Origin of the sequence: Acetobacter cerevisiae, from assembly GCF_001580535.1 — a bacterium.
Classification (GTDB): Bacteria; Pseudomonadota; Alphaproteobacteria; order Acetobacterales; family Acetobacteraceae; genus Acetobacter; species Acetobacter cerevisiae.
In genome coordinates this window covers 1-21,427 of sequence record NZ_LHZA01000116.1, presented here as the reverse complement: position 1 = coordinate 21,427, position 21,427 = coordinate 1, and the positions used below count along the sequence as shown (strand labels likewise).

General features: G+C 61.2%; 17 protein-coding genes and 1 tRNA gene. 5 read left to right on the top strand and 13 right to left on the bottom strand.

The window, feature by feature from the left end; translation table 11 throughout:
- The 3 genes from AD928_RS14940 to AD928_RS03340 form a co-directional block, all read left to right on the top strand.
- Positions 1-683 (top strand): glycosyltransferase family protein (locus AD928_RS14940; protein ID WP_062248258.1); only part of this gene is annotated, 683 nt, incomplete at its 5' end.
- Between the two features lie 185 nt (positions 684-868).
- Positions 869-3,448 (top strand): FtsK/SpoIIIE family DNA translocase, encoded by a 2,580-nt coding sequence (locus tag AD928_RS03345; RefSeq protein ID WP_373320553.1) that lies wholly within the window; start codon positions 869-871, stop codon positions 3,446-3,448.
- Positions 3,445-4,116, top strand: a complete 672-nt coding sequence (locus AD928_RS03340) for an RluA family pseudouridine synthase (protein ID WP_062248252.1) — start codon at positions 3,445-3,447, stop codon at positions 4,114-4,116. Before AD928_RS03345 ends, AD928_RS03340 begins: the two co-directional genes overlap by 4 nt.
- 51 nt (positions 4,117-4,167) lie before the next feature.
- On the opposite strand, the gene AD928_RS03335 is transcribed toward AD928_RS03340, so the two are convergent.
- Genes AD928_RS03335 through AD928_RS03310 form a run of 6 tightly spaced genes read right to left on the bottom strand, consistent with a single transcriptional unit; the run spans position 4,168 to position 9,836 of the window.
- Positions 4,168-5,352 (bottom strand): glycosyltransferase family 4 protein, encoded by a 1,185-nt coding sequence (locus AD928_RS03335; RefSeq protein WP_233419920.1) that lies wholly within the window; start codon positions 5,350-5,352, stop codon positions 4,168-4,170.
- Positions 5,353-5,385: 33 nt separating this feature from the next.
- Positions 5,386-6,057 carry a glutathione S-transferase gene (locus AD928_RS03330; RefSeq protein WP_062248249.1) on the bottom strand — a complete coding sequence of 224 codons (672 nt, stop codon included), beginning with the start codon at positions 6,055-6,057 and terminating at the stop codon, positions 5,386-5,388.
- Between the two features lie 12 nt (positions 6,058-6,069).
- Complete coding sequence (gene mnmA, locus AD928_RS03325; protein ID WP_062248247.1) at positions 6,070-7,152, bottom strand: tRNA 2-thiouridine(34) synthase MnmA; 1,083 nt, start codon at positions 7,150-7,152, stop codon at positions 6,070-6,072.
- 33 nt (positions 7,153-7,185) lie between these two features.
- On the bottom strand, positions 7,186-7,500 hold the full coding sequence (locus AD928_RS03320) for a ferredoxin family 2Fe-2S iron-sulfur cluster binding protein (RefSeq protein ID WP_043549910.1): 315 nt from the start codon (positions 7,498-7,500) through the stop codon (positions 7,186-7,188).
- A 7-nt stretch (positions 7,501-7,507) separates the two neighbouring features.
- On the bottom strand, positions 7,508-8,671 hold the full coding sequence (locus tag AD928_RS03315; RefSeq protein ID WP_062248246.1) for a cysteine desulfurase family protein: 1,164 nt from the start codon (positions 8,669-8,671) through the stop codon (positions 7,508-7,510).
- 16 nt (positions 8,672-8,687) lie between these two features.
- Positions 8,688-9,836 carry a cysteine desulfurase family protein gene (locus AD928_RS03310; protein WP_062248244.1) on the bottom strand — a complete coding sequence of 383 codons (1,149 nt, stop codon included), beginning with the start codon at positions 9,834-9,836 and terminating at the stop codon, positions 8,688-8,690.
- Between the two features lie 498 nt (positions 9,837-10,334).
- Between AD928_RS03310 and AD928_RS03300 the strand changes: the two genes are divergently transcribed.
- Entirely contained in the window at positions 10,335-11,000 is a 666-nt protein-coding gene (locus AD928_RS03300; RefSeq protein ID WP_025828379.1) for an alpha/beta hydrolase, read from the top strand.
- Between the two features lie 118 nt (positions 11,001-11,118).
- On the opposite strand, the gene AD928_RS03295 is transcribed toward AD928_RS03300, so the two are convergent.
- Entirely contained in the window at positions 11,119-11,886 is a 768-nt protein-coding gene (locus AD928_RS03295) for an RNA methyltransferase (protein WP_082779712.1), read from the bottom strand.
- Positions 11,883-13,253, bottom strand: coding sequence for a cysteine--tRNA ligase (gene cysS / locus AD928_RS03290; protein ID WP_062248237.1), 1,371 nt, complete (start codon positions 13,251-13,253; stop codon positions 11,883-11,885). The genes AD928_RS03295 and cysS overlap by 4 nt, the downstream gene beginning before the upstream one ends.
- A 134-nt stretch (positions 13,254-13,387) precedes the next feature.
- Between cysS and AD928_RS03285 the strand changes: the two genes are divergently transcribed.
- Positions 13,388-13,462 (top strand) — tRNA-Thr (locus AD928_RS03285).
- Between the two features lie 60 nt (positions 13,463-13,522).
- Here AD928_RS03285 and AD928_RS03280 read toward each other — a convergent pair.
- The 5 genes from AD928_RS03280 to AD928_RS03260 form a co-directional block, all read right to left on the bottom strand.
- Positions 13,523-14,872, bottom strand: coding sequence for a bifunctional folylpolyglutamate synthase/dihydrofolate synthase (locus AD928_RS03280; protein ID WP_062248235.1), 1,350 nt, complete (start codon positions 14,870-14,872; stop codon positions 13,523-13,525).
- 11 nt (positions 14,873-14,883) lie between these two features.
- Complete coding sequence (gene accD / locus AD928_RS03275) at positions 14,884-15,813, bottom strand: acetyl-CoA carboxylase, carboxyltransferase subunit beta (protein ID WP_062248232.1); 930 nt, start codon at positions 15,811-15,813, stop codon at positions 14,884-14,886.
- Between the two features lie 131 nt (positions 15,814-15,944).
- On the bottom strand, positions 15,945-16,271 hold the full coding sequence (gene trxA, locus AD928_RS03270; RefSeq protein WP_043549901.1) for a thioredoxin TrxA: 327 nt from the start codon (positions 16,269-16,271) through the stop codon (positions 15,945-15,947).
- A 129-nt stretch (positions 16,272-16,400) separates the two neighbouring features.
- On the bottom strand, positions 16,401-20,000 hold the full coding sequence (addA, locus tag AD928_RS03265; RefSeq protein ID WP_233419919.1) for a double-strand break repair helicase AddA: 3,600 nt from the start codon (positions 19,998-20,000) through the stop codon (positions 16,401-16,403).
- The coding region (locus tag AD928_RS03260; RefSeq protein ID WP_209436651.1) for a PD-(D/E)XK nuclease family protein at positions 19,997-21,427 on the bottom strand (1,431 nt) is incomplete at its 5' end. The genes addA and AD928_RS03260, both read right to left, overlap by 4 nt.

The following is a 21,427-nucleotide window of genomic DNA, read 5'->3' as shown; positions in this document are numbered from 1 at the left end:
CAGCCCCACCCACCCTTTCTGTTGCGTTTTGTGATCAGGATGATGTCTGGTTTCCCGACAAACTGGAACGTGGTCTGCGCGCTTTGGCTACGGTGCCGGAGCATGCCCCAGCACTCTATTGCACCCGCCAGATGCTGACGGACAAAAACCTGCGTCCGACCGGCTTGTCTCCCGAATTGCCGGACACAACCGGCTTTTTGCCCGCCATGACGCAGAATATCGCGACAGGCTGCACCCTGATGCTGTCTCCTGCGGCCTGCGCCTTGCTCCGCAAAGCCATGCCCGCCCCCACATTCCTCCTGCATGACTGGTGGGCTTACCTGATGGTGAGTGGCACAGGCGGACGCATCCTTACGGATAATCAGCCGTCTCTGTTCTATCGCCAACATGAAAAAAACGCCGTGGGGGCGCGCAGCCAGTTCCTGCACCGCGCGCTGGCTGCCCTGAAGCGTGGCCCGACCGCATTCATGAATATTTTCCGGGCCAATACGCTGTATCTGCTTAACCGGCAGAACCTGCTCACGCCTGACGCAGTGAACGCTCTGCATCTGCTGCGTAAAGCGCAGACGCCCGGCTGGAAGGGAGCACTTTCCCGAGTCTCTCTCATGCATCGTCTGAAGCAGCTCAGACGGCATAAAAAGCTCGAACAACTGGTTTTCCGGGTGTGGTTTTTGCTGGGATAAGCTTTTGTTCCCGCGTTTTGCGCAAAGACTCGCCTCCCAACCTTCTTTAGGACACCAGTTCAGGCTAGGTTACGGGCTGTTTCAGCCTGAAACACCATCATCAACTATCCGTCGCCGGTCTCCCTTTTCAGTCAGAGGAGGGTACGGGCGGCCTTTTGGAGTCAGGATCCAGGCCCTTGGCGCGCGTGAGCCACTCAAGATCTTCCGATTACGTCCCCTCCCCTTACAAAAGCGCGTTTCGTCTGCGTCTTGAAGAAGGGGGAGGAATTCTGCTGTGCCTGCTCGCCTGCGTCTTGCTGGTCGCACTGGTTACGTACAACCCGAACGATCCCTCCTTTAACACCGCAACTGGCCAGCCGCCTACTAATCTGCTGGGCATGACCGGGGCTGTGCTGTCTGACACCCTGCTACAGGGAATCGGACTGGCTGCTGTTCTGCCGTCCCTGATCCTGATGGCCTGGGGCTGGCGTTTCCTCAGCCACCGTCTGCTCGGGCATGAAGCACCAATGGTGTTCGCCCTGCGCGTGGTGGCGCTGATCTGCCTGCTTCCGGTTGCCGGGGCCCTTCTTGCCGCCATTCCGCTCCTGTTTACCGCCCTGCCCCCCATCCACTGGCCGACACAGGCTGGCATTGGGGGAGGCATCGGCTTTTCCATTGCCCAGACATCCCTCTCCGCTGGCACAGCCGCCATTGGCCCGGCCGGCGGCATGGTGATCTGGATTCTCGGGGGGCTGCTCGCCATTCTGCTCACCGCCCTCTGCACAGGTCTGCGGCGTGAAGAATGGCTGACACTCTGGCGCGGTATGATGGTGCTTGTTCGCCTGCCCGGCCAGCTTGGCATGCGCTTTGTGCGCTATTACGCCAGCCGCAAACCCCAGACCGCCGAAGTCTCCGGCCCGCTGGGAGGTTATGCGAGCGGAGAAGAAACGACCTACGCCAAGGGCAGCAGCGGGTCTGCGCACAGCCTCTTTCAGGATGATGAGGACGAGGAAGATATCCCGGTCTCGGCCAGAGCAGGAAGTGCAGCCCCTGCCGCCTATGCTCCGGAACCGGAGGAATCTGCTCCCACTCAGGCAGCAGCCACTGTAAGGGAAGAGCCTGTTGCTGCCTCTGGCCTGACTCTGGAGCCCGCCCCCTCCGCAGCCCCTGCACAGGGCCGGAATGGCCTTCTGGGCCGGTTGTTTACTGGCAAGGATGCAGCAACCTCCGGCAGCCCGGCCAAAGCGGCTAAAGCTTCTTCCTCCCCGACCCGGAAAGGCGGATGGGAACTCCCGCCACTGGATCTGCTGAAGCCCGCTCCGGCCCGCACACAACATGGTCCCTCGGAAGAGGACCTGACCAAAACAGCCCGCCAGCTAGAGCAGGTACTGTGTGATTACGGCGTGCAGGGCACGATTGTCGGCATGAGTGCTGGTCCAGTCGTCACGCTCTATGAGCTGGAACCCGCCGCAGGGATCCGGTCTGCCCGCGTGATTGGTCTGGCGGATGACGTCGCCCGCTCCCTCTCCGTGCTAAGTGTCCGTATTGCGACCGTCCCCGGCCGCAATGTGATCGGTATTGAAGTGCCGAACAAAAAGCGTGAAACGGTTTATCTGTCTGAGCTGCTCAATCAGCCAGACTGGCGGGAAGATCCGGCGCATCTGTCTCTTGCACTGGGGAAAGATATTGAGGGCGAGCCCGTCTTCAGTGATCTGGCCCGCATGCCGCATCTGCTGGTAGCCGGCACCACCGGGTCGGGTAAGTCTGTTGGCGTCAACGCCATGATTCTTTCGTTGCTCTACCGGCTTTCCCCGGATGAGTGCCGCCTGATCATGATCGACCCCAAGGTGCTGGAGCTCTCCATTTATGATGGCATTCCGCATCTGCTGACCCCGGTGGTGACAGAACCGCCCAAAGCCGTGAACGCTCTGAAATGGGTGGTGCGGGAAATGGACCGCCGCTACCGCACCATGGCGCATCTGCAGGTGCGTAATATTGCAGGCTACAACGCCCGCGCGGCAGAAGCCCGTGCAGATGGGGAAGTTGTTGTCCGCCGCGTGCAGACCGGGTTTGACCCCGAGACCGGCAACCCGGTGTTTGAGGAACAGTCCGTCACACTGGACCCGATGCCTTATATCGTCGTGATTATCGATGAGGTGGCCGACCTGATGATGACCGCCGGCAAGGAAATTGACGCCTGTGTGCAGCGTCTGGCCCAGAAAGCCCGTGCGGCGGGTATCCACGTGGTTATGGCTACACAGCGCCCCTCCGTGGACGTGATTACCGGCACCATTAAAGCCAACTTCCCGACCCGTATCTCCTTCCAGGTGATCAGCAAATTCGACAGCCGCACCATTCTGGGTGAACAGGGTGCTGAACAGCTGCTTGGGCAGGGTGACATGCTGTTCATGCAGGGCGGCGGTCGCATTACCCGCGTGCATGGTCCGTTTGTGGCGGATAACGAGGTCGAACAGGTCGTCAACTTCCTGAAGGAACAGGGCGAGCCGATTTATGATGATGACGTTCTGTCCGAACCGGTGGAAGAAGCCCCGGCCAGCAGCGGCAAATCCGGCGGCGATAACGGCGAATCCGATATGTATGATGAAGCCGTGGCCATTGTGACGCGAGAAGGCAAAGCTTCGACCTCCTTCGTGCAGCGGCACCTGTCCATTGGTTACAACCGGGCCGCCAAGCTGATTGAGCAGATGGAACGTGAGGGCATTATCAGCCGCGCCGACCATGTCGGCCGCCGCAAGGTGCTGACGGGTCCCAACCGCGAGGAATGACCAAACCCGCCCCCTGCCCTTTCCCGCTCAGCGTGCTGTATCAGGATCAGCATGTGGTGATTCTGGATAAACCCGCCGGTGTGCCCGTGCATGCCGGCCCCAAGGGCGGCCCATGTGTGGAAGACTGTTTTCCTCTGCTCTCCCGCCGCAAGGACGGACCATGGCTCGCGCATCGGCTGGATGCGGAAACGTCCGGCTGTCTGGCCATTGCCCTGCGCAAGCAGCCGCTTCTGGCCATGCAAAAAGCCTTTGCCGACAAAACTGCCCGTAAAACCTACTGGGCCGTTGTGGAGGGTGGACCGGACGCAGACAGGGGTGAAATCTCCCTGTCCCTAACCAAGAAAACGGCTCCGTCCGGCTGGCGTATGATTACGGCTCCCGATGGCGCTCCGGCCCGCACAGACTGGCGTGTGCTGGGACGCGGCGAGGGGCTGTGCTGGCTGGAGCTCTCTTTGCACACAGGGCGAACGCATCAGGCCCGTGTGCATTGCGCTGCCATGGGCTGGCCGATTCTGGGGGATACGCTCTACGGCCACCCGCACCCGGAAGGGCTGCATTTGCTGGCCCGCAGCCTGACGCTGCCGCTCGCACCGCCAGTTTCCGCCACAGCACCTCCCCGTAAAGGCATGGAAGCAGCACTCCAGGCTTGCGGGTGGCAGGGCATCTAAGGCCTAAAAAAAACGATTTCCTAAGCAAAGGACGGTCTTGAACGGGCACCATCAGGCGCGGAACAGGCCTTTCCAGCGCCATTCCCGCACAATGTCTTCATGCAGGAGACGACGTTTTTCCCGCATCGGGACGGCATCAAATAACCGGGCACGGGCGCGGCCGGCCTGACCGGTTTCCGCTCGCAGGGCTGGCGAGGTGATGAGGCGTTCCAGCACATTGGCCAGATCATCCGGTTCGTCCGGGTCCGCATATAACCCGGCATCTCCAACCACATCCGGCAGGCCGCCCCGATGCGAGGCCACAACGGCCGCTCCGCATCCCATCGCTTCCAGAGCCGCCATACCAAACGGTTCCGGCCACCGGCTGGGCACCGCCACAATTGCGGCCCGGCTCATGGCCTGCATCACAGCCTCATGCGGCTGATAGCCACGCAGCACCACCCCGGCCTGTTCAGCCTGCGGACGTAAAGCGTTGAGAAACGGAGTCTTTGGCGAATCGGAGCCAAAGCGATCCGCGCCAATCATCTCAGCGCGCCAGCCTGCGTGCCGGGGCAAGATGCGGGCGCAGGCCGCCACAAAAGCATCCGCCCCTTTGTCCGCCACAATGCGCCCGGCAAACAGCAGCACCGGGTCACGCTGTTCCGCTGGTGGCGGCAAGGCAGAAAGATCCAGACTGTTGGGCAGCACGCGCACGCAGGACGTCACACCCTGACTGATAAAGCGCCCACGTACCCATTCTGAGACGGCAACCACCGCTACAGCTTGCCCCAGATGCTCACGCTCTGCCGCTGTGCGGGCGCGCTTCATACCGCAGGGGTCATTATGCAGCACCAGCACAATCGGCAGGCCGGGGCAGGCTTTGCGCAACGCGAGAGCAACATCGGGCCGGTTATGGACTTCAATCAGGTCTGGCCGGACAGACCGGGCCACACGCGCAACGCCCGCCGCATAACGCTGAATACGGCTGAAAGGCCGAAAGACCGGCACCACAGGCACAAACCGCACCCCGGCAAAGGACTGCCCGACAGGCGGAAGCCCCACGACGGTTTCCGCACTATCCGCCATGCGCCGCACCAGCAGCGCAATGGCCCCGGCCTCACCCGGCGCAAAGCGTTCTCTTGGAGTCAGCACCGTCAGAACGCGCAAGGCTGAAAGCGTGCCTTGTGCGCCGCTTCCTCCGGTTGCTTCGGTGGGTGTGGGAGCCGCTGGCGGCCCCATGCCGGAACGCGCCATCATATCTGGCAAAACATCACAGAAAAATGGCCCTGCTCAGGCCAGAGATTCATAAACGTCCAGATACCAGTCTTTGGGTTCCTGCGCGGCCTGATCGTACCATTCCTGCATAAGCGGATGCTGGCGGACGGCCGCCATATACTGGCGGGAAATATCGGAAAGGCCGGGCACATCGTAGGACAGGAAACGCGCCACGATGGGGGCATACATGGCATCGGCATTACCAAACCCTGCCCCAAACAGAAATGCACCATCCTGCCCGAAACGGGTACGGGCATCGGTCCAGAGGGCATCAATACGGGCGATGTCTTTCAACACGTCCTCATCAAACCCGGCAGCAGGCGGACGTTTATCGCGGCCCAGATTCATGGGCAGAGCAGCCCTTACAGCGCGAAAACCGGAATGCATTTCAGCAGAAATGGACCGCGCAACGGCGCGGGCGCAGCGGTCTGCGGGCCAGAGGTCAGGGTCCTGCTCCGCACAATATTCCGCAATAGAGAGCGAGTCCCACACCACGGCACCATGATGTTCCAGATACGGCACGCAACCGTTGGGAGAGAGCGTTTTAAGGGCTGTCGTCTTACCGCCACCCGCCAGAGGTATGACATCAATATCGACATTCAGTCCGGCCAGCCGGACCGGCAGCCAGCCCCGCAGAGACCATGAAGAATAGCGCTGCGTTCCAATAACAAGCCGTCCGTCTGCCATTTTTTCTCTCCTTCAGGCCGCCGACGTTGCCTCCGCCCGGCGAATAAATCCGCCGCCCAGAATGCGGCTGCCATCATAAAACACACAGGCCTGACCGGGGGCGGGCATGGCGGGTTCTTCCAGCAGAACAGTCGCGCCCTCCGCAGTCGGCACAACACGAGCCGGGCGAGGCTCTTCCCGCGCCCGCATCTGCACGCGGCAGACCAGCCCTTCTGGCGGGGCATCTACCAGCCAGTTCACATCGCGCACGGAAAGTGTGCTGACATAAGAGCCCTCACGCGGGCCAATCACCACACGCCTGCGGCCCGGTTCCACACCCACAACCATCTGGCGTTCACCATCCAGCCGGGCCGCGTTACCCAACCGTTTGCTCTGCCCGACGGTAAAGCGCATCACGCCTTCATGCTGGCCGACAACACGCCCGGAGCTATCCACAATCTCGCCGGGACCAGCCATCTCGGGGTGCATTTTTTCCACGAGGTCCACATAGGACCCATCGCTGACAAAGCAGAGATCCTGACTGTCGGGCTTACCCGCCACAACCAGCCCGAACCGCTCGGCTTCCTCACGCACGGCGGCCTTGTCCGGCATATCGCCCAGCGGGAAACGCAGGAAATCCAGCTGCTCGCGCGTGGTGGCGAACAGGAACCAGGACTGGTCCCGTGCCTCATCAACCGGGCGGTGCAGTTCCGCGCCGTTCGGGCCTTCCACACGGCGCACATAGTGGCCGGTGGCCATGGCGTCGGCCCCGATTTCCTTCGCCAGCCCCAAAAGGTCGGTAAATTTCACGCCCTGATTACAGGCCACGCACGGCACCGGCGTTTCACCTGCCGCATAGGCATCAGCAAACCGCTCGATCACGCTGTCCTTAAACCGGCGTTCCGCATCAATCACGTAATGCGGGAATCCCAGACGGTCGGCCACGGCACGGGCATCGCGAATGTCCTGCCCGGCACAGCACGCGCCTTTTTTGGCTGCACCGCGGGAATCATAAAGCTGAAGGGTCGCCCCGATTACCTCGTGCCCTTCTGCCTGAAGGCGGGCGGCAACCACGGAACTGTCCACCCCCCCGGACATGGCCACAAGAATGCGCATCGGCGCGTCCCCTTTATTCTCTGTAAACGGTGTTCAGGCCGTGCGCGGCAGGCGCACAACAAGACCATCCAGTGCTTCTGTCATGACAATCTGGCAGCCAAGGCGGGACGTTTTTTCCAGACCAAAGGCCAGATCCAGCATATCTTCTTCATCATCCGTGGCGGCAGCCAGTTTCGGCGCCCAGGACGGGTCCACAACCACATGGCAGGTTGCGCAGGCCAGAGAGCCTTCACAGGCTCCTTCAAGATCAATGCCATGCTTGTGGGCAATTTCAAGCACAGAAAGGCCGAGCGGCGCATCAACCGTGCGTTCGGTTCCGTCCTGTTCAACAAACGTCATCTGGGGCATTCGTTTTTTATCCTGCCAAGGCTGTCTTTGTCATGGCGGCCTGCACCAGCCTGTCCGCCGCGCGCTCCGCCTCGGCGGCTGAGGTAAAACGTCCGGGGGAGAGACGCAAGCTTCTTCCGGCCTCATCGCGCCCCAGCCCCATGGCCTCCAGCACATACGACGGGGCGATTTTCGCCGAAGAACAGGCCGAGCCCAGAGACACCGCAAGCCCCGGCATGGCGGCAATTACGTCCAGCGCCTTTAGGCCTTCCGGCAGACGCAGACTAAACAAACCCGGCAGACGAGGCGCTGCTACGGCATTGACCACAACCCCCGGCAGGCTGCGTTTCACGCGCGCCAGAAACACGTCCCGCAAATGCGCAAGATGAGCGGCATCTTTCGGCCCTTCTTCCCGCGCAATCCGGCAGGCCGCCCCGAATCCGGCCAGTAGAAAACCCGGCAATGTGCCGGACCGCAGCCCGCGCTCCTGCCCGCCGCCTGAAAACAGGGGCTGCAACCGCACCCGTGGACGGCGGCGAACAAACAGCGCTCCAGCGCCCTTAGGGCCATACAGTTTGTGTGAAGAAATGGACCCCAGAGCCAGACCCATGCGTCGCACATCAACCGGAATTTTCCCCGCCGCCTGCGCAAGGTCCGAATGCAGCAAGGCTCCGGCCTGCTCCACCAGCGGGGCAAGTGTTGCCACATCCTGCAACACGCCCGTCTCATTATTCGCCGCCATGATGGAGACCAGAGCGGTCGGGACCTCAAGCGCCTTTTTCAAAACAGCCGAGTCCAGCACCCCATTGGCATCCACAGGGAGAATAACCGGCTCAAATCCTTCCTGAGCCAGATCCCGCACGCTTTCCAAAACGCATTTATGTTCGGTAACCACGGTAATCACCCGGCGGCGCGGGCTGCCCTGTGCCGCCAGATGACGTGCAGCCCCTTTAATGGCAAGATTATTGGCCTCGGTCGCCCCGGACGTGAAAATAATCTCACGCGGGTCAGCCCCAATGAGGGCTGCAACTTCCGCCCTTGCTGTATCCACCAGTGCCGCAGCCCTCCGGCCCGAAGCATGGGTGCTGCTGTGCGGATTCCCATTCTCTTCTTCAAGAGCAGTCAGCATCACGGCCCTTACGCGGGGGTCACACGGGGTGGTCGCCGCATGATCGAAATAAAGCTCGTCCATGTCCTCCCCTTTTTGGTTAGCCCGCAATGGTCGGGACAGCACTTTGCGCCATAGCCCCATAAGCCCGGATAAACTGATTTATGTCGTCTTCCGTCACATTCCAGGGCAGGGACACACGAATAGCCTGCGCCGCAAGATCTCCCAGCCCCATGGCATCCAGCACATGAGAGGCCGCAACCTTGCCGGATGAGCAAGCCGACCCGGCAGAGACACACACGCCATCCAGATCCAGCCGCATCAGCTGCCCCTGCGCTCTGCGCCCCGGCAAGGACAGATTGGTAGTGTTTGCCAACCGGGGTGCATCACCGCCGTTCACCACAGCGCCTGCGGCAACCGCCGCCTGTTCCAGCTTGCCTCGCAACACTGCAAGCGGCTGAGCAGGCTGGGCCAGAGACGCCTGCAAGGCAGCCGTCAGCCCCGCCAGTGCTGGCAATGGCGGGGTACCGCCTCGGCGGCCCTGTTCCTGACCGCCCCCTTCAAACAACGGGTCCAGACGCGCGGGAGCCGGACCACGCAGCAGCAAAGCCCCAGCACCTTTGGGGCCACCCATTTTGTGGCCAGACAAGGCAAGGCTATCCATGCCCATCTCTTCAACACACAACGCCATGCGGCCTGCGGCCTGCACGGCATCCACATGCACATGTGCGCCATAGACTCGACAAAGGCGCACAATCTCCGCCATCGGGTGCAGAACACCCGTCTCGTTATTGGCCAGCATCAGACAGACAAAGGCAGGCGGACCGTCCTGCGCCAGTTCGGCTTCCAGAACATCCAGCCGCACCTGACCGGCAGTGTCCACGGGCAGCCAGGTCAGCGGCGCGCCTGCCGGCACGCCCTTGCGCACGGCATCATGTTCCGTCTGGCCGACCAAAAAGCGCCTGCCCTGCCCCAGCCCGTGCATGGCCAGAACATTGGCTTCCGTTCCACCGGATGTAAAAATACAATTCAGCGGGGCCACACCAAGGGTTTTTGCAACCTGATCCCGCGCATCTTCCAGCACGGCCCGCGCCATGCGCCCGGCCCGGTGCACGGAGGACGGATTGCCTGTCAGGTCAGCCGCCGCAAGCATGGCCTCGCGCGCTTCCGGCCGCAGCGGTTCCGTGGCGTTGGCATCCAGATAAATCCTACGCGGCGTCTCACTCCCGCTGCGCGTCCAGAGACTCATACTCTGCTCCTCTTTCCGGCCAGTTGCTGGTTCTGTCCGATTGTCTTCACTTGTCCGTGCGCTCCCCTGCAAGGGGCACAAAACAGCCATTAGAACGATTTATGTGGAAATTATGACTGCACACCCCTTATAGAAGGGCACATGGTCGATACCATACAGTGCAGCAAGGTGGGCCAGCATGGAATGTCTGTTTTCCGGTGTCTTTGGTGGCCACAAGACAACACAGGAGCAGTATGCCCCTGCCGGCGACAAGGTCAATCTCAGATTTTGCGCCTCACCCCTTTTCCTGCCTCCTGCATGATACCATGTCCATAACAGACCTTTCTCAGCCGCGTCTTTCCTGCATGCGGCGGTGGGTGGCCTGTTTTTAAGAATGTTTTGCGGGCCGCCTGACCCGCCCGCACCGGCTTGTAGCGTGGCATCGCCGCCTGCCGGAGCATCTGCCAAACCGGGATGCGTCATGCCCACGGACGCATTTCAAAACAATGCGGAACCCGAATGCCTGAGGTTATGTTTGCCGGCCCGGACGGGCGTCTTGAAGGGCGTTACCACCATTCCAACCAGCCCAATGCCCCCCTGGCACTGGTGCTGCACCCGCACCCGCTGCATGGCGGCACAATGAACAACCGCATTACCTACGCTATGTACCGGTCCTTTGAAAAAATGGGCTTTTCGGTCATGCGCTACAACTCCCGTGGTGTCGGGCGGTCTCAGGGCCGGTATGACGGTGGGATTGGTGAAATTTCCGATGCCGCCGCCGCTCTGGACTGGATGCAGATGGTCAACCCGAATGCCAGCGGTCTGTGGATTGCGGGTTATTCGTTTGGGGCTTTTGTGGGGATGCAACTGCTGATGCGCCGTCCGGAAATTACCGGCTGGATCAGCGTCGCCCCCCCGGCCACGTATTATGATTTTGGCTTTCTGGCTCCGTGCCCCTGTGGCGGCCTGATGATTGCAGGCGGCAAGGATGACATGGCTCCGGAACCCGCCATCCACAAACTGGTAGACAAGCTGAACACCCAGAAGGGTGTGACGGTGGACTACCGCGTGTTCCCCGATGCAGACCATATCTTTGCCAAACAGGCAGACAAGGTAACGGCTGCTCTGGAAGACCACGTGACGACAGCCATGGCGCACCGCAACATGCCGCTGGCGGCTGACTGATTTCCTTGTGCCGGGGCAGATTTTCCGCAGGTCTGCCCCGCACCTGCCAGACCGCACTATTACGGGCAGAGCGGCCTGAGCATTTAAAGCATTTTTAAAAGAGTTTTCCCGCCACCCGTTATTTTCTGCGCGGGTGAGCCAGCTCCCGCACCACGCCATGCAGCGTGCGCAGCTCCTGCTCCGTAACTTCCCCACGCGTAAAAAAGTGCCGAAGATTGCGAACCATACCGGGGCGCTTCTGCTCGTTATGCAGGAAGCCGCACTCGTCCAGTTCGCGGATCAGATGCCCCATGAAGTTTTCCAGCTCGCCTTTAGTGGCCACATGGGTCTCGTTGGTCATGAGTTCGCGCGGCGCGGTCTGATCGTCCGCCATCCACCATTCATACGCCATGATCATGACGGCCTGCGCCAGATTGAGCGACATGAAGGCCGGGTTCAGCGGGTAGCGAATGAGCGCATCCGCCCGCGCCATATCTTCATTATCAAGGCCAGCACGTTCCGGCCCAAACAGCAGGCCCACTTTGAGGCCCCGATTGGTGGCAGCGCGTAATTCCGCAGCCCCGCCGCGTGCCGTCATCACCGTTTTGACGATGTGGCGCGGGCGCGGACAAGTGGCGAAAACGTGGTGTAGATCCGCAATGGCGTCATCCACGCTCTCATGCACCGTGGCTGCTTCCAGAATCCGGTCCGCGCCAGAGGCGGTTCGCCAGGCGCGGTCCTGCGGCCAACCATCCCGCGGGCTGACCAGCCGCAGGTGAAACAGCCCGCCATTGGCCATGGCCCGCGCGGTGGTGCCAATATTTTCCGCAAGCTGCGGACGCACCAGAATCACAACCGGCGTGTTGCCAACAGGCTCCAGCGGTGCCCCGCCGTCACGCCCGGTCATGCGCGCCTCCAGATGGTGCCGTCTTTCGTATCTTCAAGCACAATGCCCTGCCCCTGTAGCTGGTCACGCAAGGCATCAGCCTTTGCAAAATCCCGAGCCTTCTTGGCGGCTGCACGTTCGGCAATCAGGGCGTCGATTTGTGCATCTTCATCCGAACTGTCGCCCTTGAACCACTTTTCCGGGTCTTCCTGCAAAAGCCCGAGCATGCCTGCGCCAGCTTTCAGAGCCCCGGCAGCCTGTCTGTCGCCTGCCAGTGCCTGACCGGCGAGAGCATGCAGTTCAGCAATCGCCATCGGCGTGTTCAGATCTTCTGCCAGTGCCTTCATGACCGCTTCTGACGGAGCAACCTCCGGCACAGGGCCTGCGGCCAGAGCGCGATAGAACCGGTCCAGCACCTTGCGGGATTCCTGCAAACCGGCCTGCGTATAGTTCAGCGTGGAGCGGTAATGCGCCCCCAGAAGCAGCAGACGCAGGGCCTCCGCCGGTGCCTGTTTCAGCACATCCCGAATCGTCAGGAAATTGCCGAGTGATTTCGACATCTTCTCGCCTTCAACGAGAAGCATGGCGTTATGCACCCAGTAATTGGCAAACTTGCCCTGCGGGAAGCAGCACAGGCTCTGGGCGCGCTCATTCTCATGGTGGGGGAACAGCAGGTCCGACCCGCCACCGTGAATATCAAAGCTCTCCCCCAGATAGCGGTGCGACATGGCCGAGCATTCAATATGCCAGCCGGGACGCCCACGACCCCACGGGCTTTCCCAGCCCGGCTGGTCCGTATCCGAGGGTTTCCAGAGCACAAAGTCACCCGGATTTTTCTTGTAGCCCGCCACTTCTACGCGGGCACCGGCCACCAGTTCTTCCGGGTCCCGGCCAGACAATGCGCCGTAAGACGGGAAAGAGGCGACCGAGAACAGCACATGGCCATCCGCCTCATAGGCGTGGCCGTTTTCAATCAGGCGGGCAATCAGCGCCTGCATTTCACCAATATTATGCGTGGCGCGCGGTTCAATGTCCGGCGGCAGCACGTTCATGGCGGCCAGATCCTGATGGAATTCTTCCGTGGTGCGCTGCGTCAGGGAGCCAATATCTTCCCCATTGGCGCGGGCACGGGCGGTGATCTTATCATCCACATCCGTGATGTTCCGCACAAAGGTCACACGCGGATAGGCATGGCGCAGGAACCGCACCAGCACGTCTGCCGTCAACATAGCGCGCAGATTGCCGATATGGGCCAGATCATAGACCGTGGGCCCACAATAATAGACTTTCACATGCTCCGGATCGAGCGGCGTGAACGGCACGGTCGCGCGGCGCTGACTATCGTGCAGAGAGAGTGCTGGCAAAGATGCTGAGGCAGAGTGCGACATAAGCGACTAGATGCGCCAGCGTGTGGTTCGATGCAATATCCACACAACCAAAAAACTACGGTAAGATCGAAAAGCGGATCTTGACGCGCCGCGCGTTTTACAGTTTTAATCCGCCCCTGCACGTCATGTGCTGTGCCCTTATAGCTCAGTGGTAGAGCAACCGCCTTGTAAGCGGTAGGTCTTCAGTTCAAATCTGAATGGGGGCACCATTCTTTCCCATTTTCAAGAAATGCTTTTTTGCCTGCTCTCAATGAGCCAGAGGCGCGCTTTTACGCACCCGGCGTCCAGCCATCCTGCGTCAGCGCCACACCGGCCAGATACAGGCTACCGCAAATCAGCACGCGGGCGGGTTTGCCGTCTGACTGAGCCTTAAGGCCTTCCAACGCCTTTACCAGCGTCGGGCCAACCTGCGCGTTGCCTGCTGAAGCCTCGACAATTGCTTCAACCGGCAGGGCCAGATGCTGCGTGGGTTCACTGATAGCCCACAGTGTGGTGGCGTAAGGCAGAACCGGGTTCAGAAAGCCCGTGGCATCCTTAGTCTGTTTCATGCCGACCAGAAGGTGCAGGGGTTCATCGCCCCATTTCTGCAATTCCTGCGCCAGAGCATGACCCGCGCCGCGGTTGTGTCCGCCATCCAGCCACAACTCCCACCCTGCGGGCAGGCTTTGCGCCAGTTTCCCGTGCAGGCGCTGCATGCGTGCAGGCCATGAAACCTTGCCCACGCCCTGCCAGCCAGCATCCGGCACACTCAGACCAGAAACACGCAGAGCCTCCACAGCCAGACCGGCATTTTCCATCTGCCATGGGCCCGTCAGAGCGGGGGCTGGCAGCGTCAGTGTGCCCTGTGAATCGGTAAAAATCAGGCTGCCATCCGGTACAGACACACCAGCAGAAGATGCCGGGGCAATCTGCCAGGCCTCACCACGGCAGGCGAGCGGCGCGCCAACCTTGCGGGCCTCCGCTTCCAGCACACGCCGCACGGCATCCGGCTGCGCGCCGGTTACGGCAGGAACACCGGCCTTGAAAATACCGGCTTTTTCCGCGGCAATCGCTTCCAGCGTGTTCCCCAGAAACGCTTCATGATCCATGGAAACAGAGGTAACGATGCAGGCCGCCGGGTGCTTCAGCACATTGGTGGCGTCACACCGGCCACCCAGACCAACCTCGATAATGGCCAGTTCCGCCGGATGGCGAGAGAACAGCAGGAAGCCCGCTGCCGTCAGCACCTCAAACACGGTGATGGGCGCGCCCGCATTCACCTGTTCGATTTCTTCCAGTGTGGCGACCAGTTCGGTTTCACTCACCAGCTTTCCGGCAATGCGGAACCGCTCCGTCACATCCACCAGATGGGGGGACGTCATGACATGCACGCGCCAGCCAGCTGCCTCGCCAATGGCGCGCAGCGTGGCGCAGGTGCTGCCTTTGCCATTGGTGCCCGCCACATGGATAACGGGCGGCAGTTTATCTTCCGGATGGCCCAGTTTACCGAGCAGGGTTTCCAGCCGCCCCAACGAGAGGTCAATCAACGCCGGGTAAAGGCTGTTCAGGCGCTCCAGCACTTCTCCGGTGCGGCCAGAAAACTCAGTTGTCGGGGCAGAGCCGCCAGAAGAGGATGTCACGCGCCAATCGCTCAGGCAGCGGGTGCCGCAGGGGCGGCATCCGGCACAACCGTAGCGGCAGGCGTGGGCGCAACCTTATCGCCTTCAGGCGGAACAGGCGTGCGCATCAGCAAGCCAATGATCCGGGCCAGTGTTTCCCGCATGTCTTTGCGCTTCACCACCATGTCCAGCATGCCGTGGTCCAGCAGGTATTCCGACCGCTGGAAGCCTTCGGGCAGTTTTTCACGCACGGTATCTTCAATCACGCGCGGACCAGCAAAGCCGATCAAGGCATTAGGTTCGGCAATCTGCACATCGCCCAGCATGGCGAAGGAGGCCGTCACACCGCCCGTGGTCGGGTTGGTCAGCACCACAATATAAGGCAGGCCCGCTTCCTTGAGCATCTGCACGCCAATGGTGGTACGCGGCATCTGCATCAGACTGATCGCACCTTCCTGCATACGCGCGCCACCGGACGCCGTGAAAATGACCAGCGGAGATTTCTGCAGCACGGCCAGACGCGCGGCGGCCACAAAGCGTTCACCAAAGGCCGCGCCCATGGTACCTGCCATGAATTCAAACGCCATGACACCCACAACGCTCGGGTGACCACCGATGGTGCCGTGGGCAACAATCAGGGATTCATCCAGCTGGCTCTTGGCGCGGGCGTCTTTCAGGCGGTCGGTATATTTTTTCTGGTCACGGAAGCCCAGCGGGTCCACCGGGGCTGGCGGCAGTTCGATCTGGGTGCATTCCCCATTATCAAACGTCCAGGCCAGACGGTCAGCCACCGGCGCTTTCATGTGGTGCCCGCAATGGGGACACACATTCAGGTTGCGGTGCAGTTCCTTGGTCAGAACCATCTGACTGCAGGACTCGCAGTTGGTCCACAGATTATCCGGCACGTCACGACGCAGCAGGCCGCGAATTTTGGGACGGACGTATTCGGTGATCCAGCTCATTTTGAACCCTGCAACTGCGATAAATCAAAAAAAGAGAACATAGCCCTGTTGCAGCGTGCCTTACGCTGCTTGCGCCGTCCTGCCAAGCACTATGGCCCGGCGGGACGGCACGTCAGGCTGTAAGACGCGCCTTACAGAGCGCCTTCAACCCAGGCTTTCAGCTGGCTTTTGGGCAGAGCGCCCACCTTGGTGTCCAGCACCTGACCATCTCGCACCAGCATCAGGGTCGGGATGCTGCGCACACCATAAGTGTTGGGGGAGACGGGGTTATCATCAATGTTGATCTTGGCCACCGTCAGCTTGCCCGCAAAGTCCTTGCCGAGTTCTTCCAGCGCCGGGCCGATCATCTTGCACGGACCGCACCATTCTGCCCAGAAATCAACCAGCACCAGACCAGAAGCCTTGAGCACATCGGCATCAAAGCTGGAATCTGTAACAGCACGTGTATGTTCACTCATGGATTGTCTCTTCCTTGGTTTAAGGGACGGATCACGCAGGTGCGTCGTGCAGGGCCAAACCCAGCTGCGTGCAAACGGTTCCCCATCCCCTTCTGTGTCTCTCTACACTTAAGGGGCCAGCGCATCCGGTCAAGATGCGCTGTATGAGCCGCCCCCCGGCGCATGCAGATCCAGCAAGGCATCGGGCAGCACATCCGCGCGCGGCCCTTCCGTCCAGACCAGCACGCACCGGACTGGTTTGTCGGGATACAACCCCTGCAACAAAGCCCGGTAGGCCGCCATCTGGCGCAGATACAACACTGGCGTGGCCGCCACGGTGCGCGGCGTGTGCCGCCCGGTTTTGAAGTCACACACCAGCACCTTATCCGGCAGCAGAATCATGCGGTCCACCTGCCCCACAATCACCTGCCCACCTGCCACACCGGCCAGACGCTGTTCAGCCCGCGCCTGCTGGGAGAACAAGGGGGCCAGATCCGGCAGCGCCAGCACGCCGAGCACCTGTTCGGCCAGCGTTGCGGCCTCTTCCGGTTTCAGTCCGCTGGCAGGGCGCCCCAGCCAGACATGCGCCATCTGGGCCTGCTGCTCTGGTGGGTAAGCGGGCAAATACTGCAAAAGCGCATGCACCAGTGTGCCGCGCCGGAAGGCCGCCTCACGCGCCGCAGCGGGCGTGACCGTGGCCACATCCAGCGGAGAGCGGACCGGGGGCAATGGCCCCAGCATGGCATCGTCCGGGCGGCTGGGCGCCAGAGGCCGGGCTAGTGGAGCATCGGGCACTGGCGGCATGCCCTGCCACGTGGGGGCATGCCCCAGCCATGCGGGCAAAACTGACGGGGAGGCCGCAACCGGCAACTGACTGGCCGACTGGTCTTTCGGGCTTTCTTTAGGGACACGCGGCTGGGGTTTTTCCTCCAGCACCAGCATTTCGCCCGTCCAGCCGCCGGCATCCCACTCCTGCGGCACGGCCCCGACGACTTCAAACCCTTTACGGCACCGCTCGTACCAGCTTTCCGGCGGCACCACGCGCCCCGGCTTCCAGCCACAGACCACCAGACGTTCTGCAGCACGCGTAAGCGCCACATAGAGCAGGCGGTTATATTCCTCGATCGCGCTGGCCTGCCTGGCCGCCCGCAACTTTTGCGTCACGCTCACGGCCAGTGCACCCCGTGGCACATAAAGCGGCACGTCCAGCCCGGTTGGACCGTCCTTTACCCAGAACAGACGATCCTCAAACCGGGGTGTGCCCACCGTATCGGGCAGAATGACCAGCCGCGCCTGCAACCCCTTCGCCCCATGCGCGGTCATGACACGCACAGCATCGCCCCCGGCTTCGGCCTCGCGCTTCACAGTTTCTTCCGAATTACGCAGCCAGTGCAGAAAGCCCTGCAAAGAAGGCGGATGCATATCCTGATAGCGCAGAGCTGCCGAAAGCAGTTCATCAATCGACTCGGCGGCCTCCGGCCCCAGACGGGCCAGCAACCGTGCGCGACCACCGGAACGTCCCAGAGCCTCGGACAGCAGTTCATGCGGGGTCAGATAATCCACACGCCGGAACAGGCCATCCAGCATCTGCCAGGCCTGCGTCCAGTCTGGGCGCTCTGCATGATGCTCCCGCAAGGCGGACCAGAGCGGCTCCGCCTTGCCGCGCCCGGTTGCCAGCACCATCAGGCTTTCATCTGAGAGGCCTCCCAGAGGAGACGTCAGCACACACGCCAGCGTCAGATCATCCTGCGGCAGCAGCAGCGCACCACACAACGCCATCAGATCCTGCACGGCAAGCTGGTCAGCCAGCCCTGTGCGCACCAGAGTCGCAACCGGCACATTCTCCGTTTTCAAAGCCCGGATCAGCGCCGTGACAAACGAAGACCGACGCGGCACCAGCACCAGTACATCACCCGGCGTCAGCGGTGCCGGGCCCTCTTCCGGGGGGCTGTTCAATTGCCGCGCAATAAAACGCGCCAGTGTATCAGCCAGTTTCTGCTGCGGGTTCTGGCGGGTGGTATTGGCGGTGGGCGGTTCCCATGGACTGAGGGCCTCTTCCTCATCCATCTGCGCCTCAGCCAGCGGCCACAGTTCCACACGCCCCCCTTCGCCCGGTCGGGCTGTGAGGTGGCGCATGGCACGGCCATCTTCTTCCGCCACGCCACGCGCAGCATCCGGCACGGAAAATACCGCATCCACCAAAGCAAGAACCGGAGCGGTAGAACGGAAAGAGACTGTCAGATCCGGCTCCTGCCAGGGCAGGGACGCAAAAGCTGCACGGTTTTTGAATTCCCGCCGCCACAGACGGAAAGATTCCGGGTCGGCTCCCTGAAAACCGTAGATAGACTGTTTATAATCGCCCACAGCAAAGACGGTGCGTGGCCCCTGCTCCCGCGTATGTGTGCCTTCACCCGCAAAAAATTCTGCCGTCAGATCGCCCGCAATACGCCACTGCTCTTGAGAGGTATCCTGCACCTCATCCAGCAGCAGATGGTCAATTCCGCCATCCAGCTTATACAACACCCACGCTGCGCCCGGCCGTTGCAAAAGCCCAAGTGTACGACGTATAAGATCATCATACTCAACAAGTCCGCGCTGGCTCTTGCGAATATCATACAAAGCCGCAACCGGAGCCGCTGTTTTCAGCAACGCCAGACCGAGCCGTGCCAGCCGTCTGGCCCGCAAAGCTTCTTCCACTTCAAGAATCCGCGCAGCTTCCCGCTCAAGAGCCGTCGCCAGATCTGCGTAATCATTCGCTAGTTTTGTGGTAATCAAACCCCGTTTGCGAGGCTTTCCATCCTTTGTGAGCAGAGCATTCCGCCATACATCCCACTGCGCAGCCCGCTCAACTGGAGGCAAAGCCAGCCAGTCCAAAAGACGATATGCCGTCGCCTTAACGGTCTCCGTCCCTTTATCCACTAGTGTGGGAATATGCGCCCGCAAGCGGTCCTCACCCGGAAAATTCGTGCAGGCCGCTTGAATTTGCGCCGCATCACTCCCCTTCAACGCTCCCTGCGGCAAGCCTAACACGCGGCAAAGAATGGTTGGCAGCAGAGCTGGCAGTTTCAGCACCCGCTCCCGAATAGCTTCTGCTCGTGAATCATGGCGGAGCGCACCGACCAGATTAACGAAATCCCCGAGGCTGATTTGTCCAGCCAAGGGTGCAATGCTCGCTGTCGGGCTATTCCCCAGCACCGTTTCCACACAGCCCTGCAAGGCCAGTGTAGCATCGGTTTCTTCCATCACAGTGAAATGCGGGTTCATGGCTGCTTCCAGCGGGAAGCGCCGCAGCAGCGACTGACAGAAAGCGTGAATGGTGCCAATGCGCATCCCGCCCGGCAAATCGAGAACCTCTGCAAATAATGCCCGAGCCCGCCTGCGTGTTTCTTCAGTGCAGGGCACGGACAAGCCCTGCAATTCCTTGTTCAGTGCATCATCCGGCAAGGTCACCCAGCGGCCAAGGCGCGTCTGGAGCCGGATCGCCATTTCTGCCGCAGCGGCCTTGGTAAAGGTCAGACACAAAATACGAGCTGGTGGGCTGCCCGGCAAAACCTCTCCCCCTGCGGGATTGGAACGCGGCAACATCAATCGCAGCAGACGGTCAATCAGCAGTTTGGTTTTACCACTCCCTGCGGACGCCGAGACAAAAACCGACGCCGTTGGGTCAGACGCCAGAGCCTGCTGACGGTTAGCCTGATCAATTGCTTCTGAAAATGCAGGATTTTTTAACATCGTTTGGCTGCCACTCATGCCTCATCCTCCACCCGCGCCGTGTTCCATTCCGGCACACGAGCCAGACGCGCATAATCCGCAAAACGCGGTTCCCGACCGGGATGCGGGTGCGACAGATAAGGTTGTGCCGGGTTGTCATACGCGCAGATACGGTCCCGCAGGCTCTGCCATGTTTGCTCTGCCAAGGCAGTGAGAGAGGCGTCCCCTTCCGGCTTGATCGCCACTTCCTCTCCGGGGTCAGCTCCCCCCGTCAGCCGCCAGTACACCAGACCGGCAATATCCGCCGTACCGGGCAGGCCGGAAAAGCCACCTCGCAAAATCATTGCAGCTTCCAGGGGTAATTGTGGACTCCAGCCGGAGCGCACATCCCGCACGGAAGGCAGCGTGCCGGTTTTGTAATCGCGCACAATCACGCGGCCTTCCGCATCATAATCAATTCGGTCCGCACGCCCGACCAGCCGGAACGCGCCATGGGGCGCATCCAGAATATCCACTTGTCCGCGAGATTCCGTGCAAATAGCAGCGGGTGTTCCCGCCTCTTCGCGCAAAGCCGATTCCGCATGTGCTACCCATGAGGCAATGCGCATCAGCCGGGGCTCCCACCAGGCCTGTAACGCCGGACGCAGAGTGCGTTTAAGCAAGGCTTTCCGGAAAGCCTCCTGCAATCCGGCTTCCGCCTGCGGGGGCCATGTTGTGCCATGTGTCCGGAACCAGTCTTCCAGCGCATCATGCACAATCATCCCATAATCTGAAGCGTCAGCTGCTTCTTCCAGCTCCGGCAAAGGCTGAAGTTTCAGAACGTGACGCGCGTAAATGGCATATGGGTCGCGCATCCATGTCTCGATTTCCGTCACGCTCAACCGACGAGGACGCAAAGCAACGGGCGGCGTGGGGCGCGGCGGGGCAACAGGTTGCGCCGGGCCATCCGGCCGGTCCAGCACCTGCAACCACTCCAGCGCAGGATGCGGCGGTACTGTCAGGCCACGTCCGGATAAAAACGCATCCAGACGTGAAATCCAGCGGGCCGGCACCACTGGCGCACCATCGCGCCGGCGCGGGCAGGACAGCACAACCTCCCCCGCCGCAGCGGCACTGGCAAAAAAATCATGCGCCGCCTGTCCTACGCCCTGTTCTGGCGAGGGCAGACCGACGCGCTGACGCATGGGGCGGCTCATCCACGGTCCGGCATCTGCCGCAGGAGGCCAGATATTTTCTGCAAGCCCACCCAGAACAACCACATCCGCCGTCTGCAATCGGGCTTCGAACAAACCCCAGATCAACACTCGCGGATGCAGGGCAGCATGTTCCACCCCACGCCGCACGGCCACACGGTCTTCGGCCAGCACGGCGCTCAGCAATCCATCCAGCACAGCAGGCGGCTGAGGGGGCAGAACATCAGACGCCATCATCAGTTCGGTCAGACGACCGGCCAGAAGGTTCCCTTC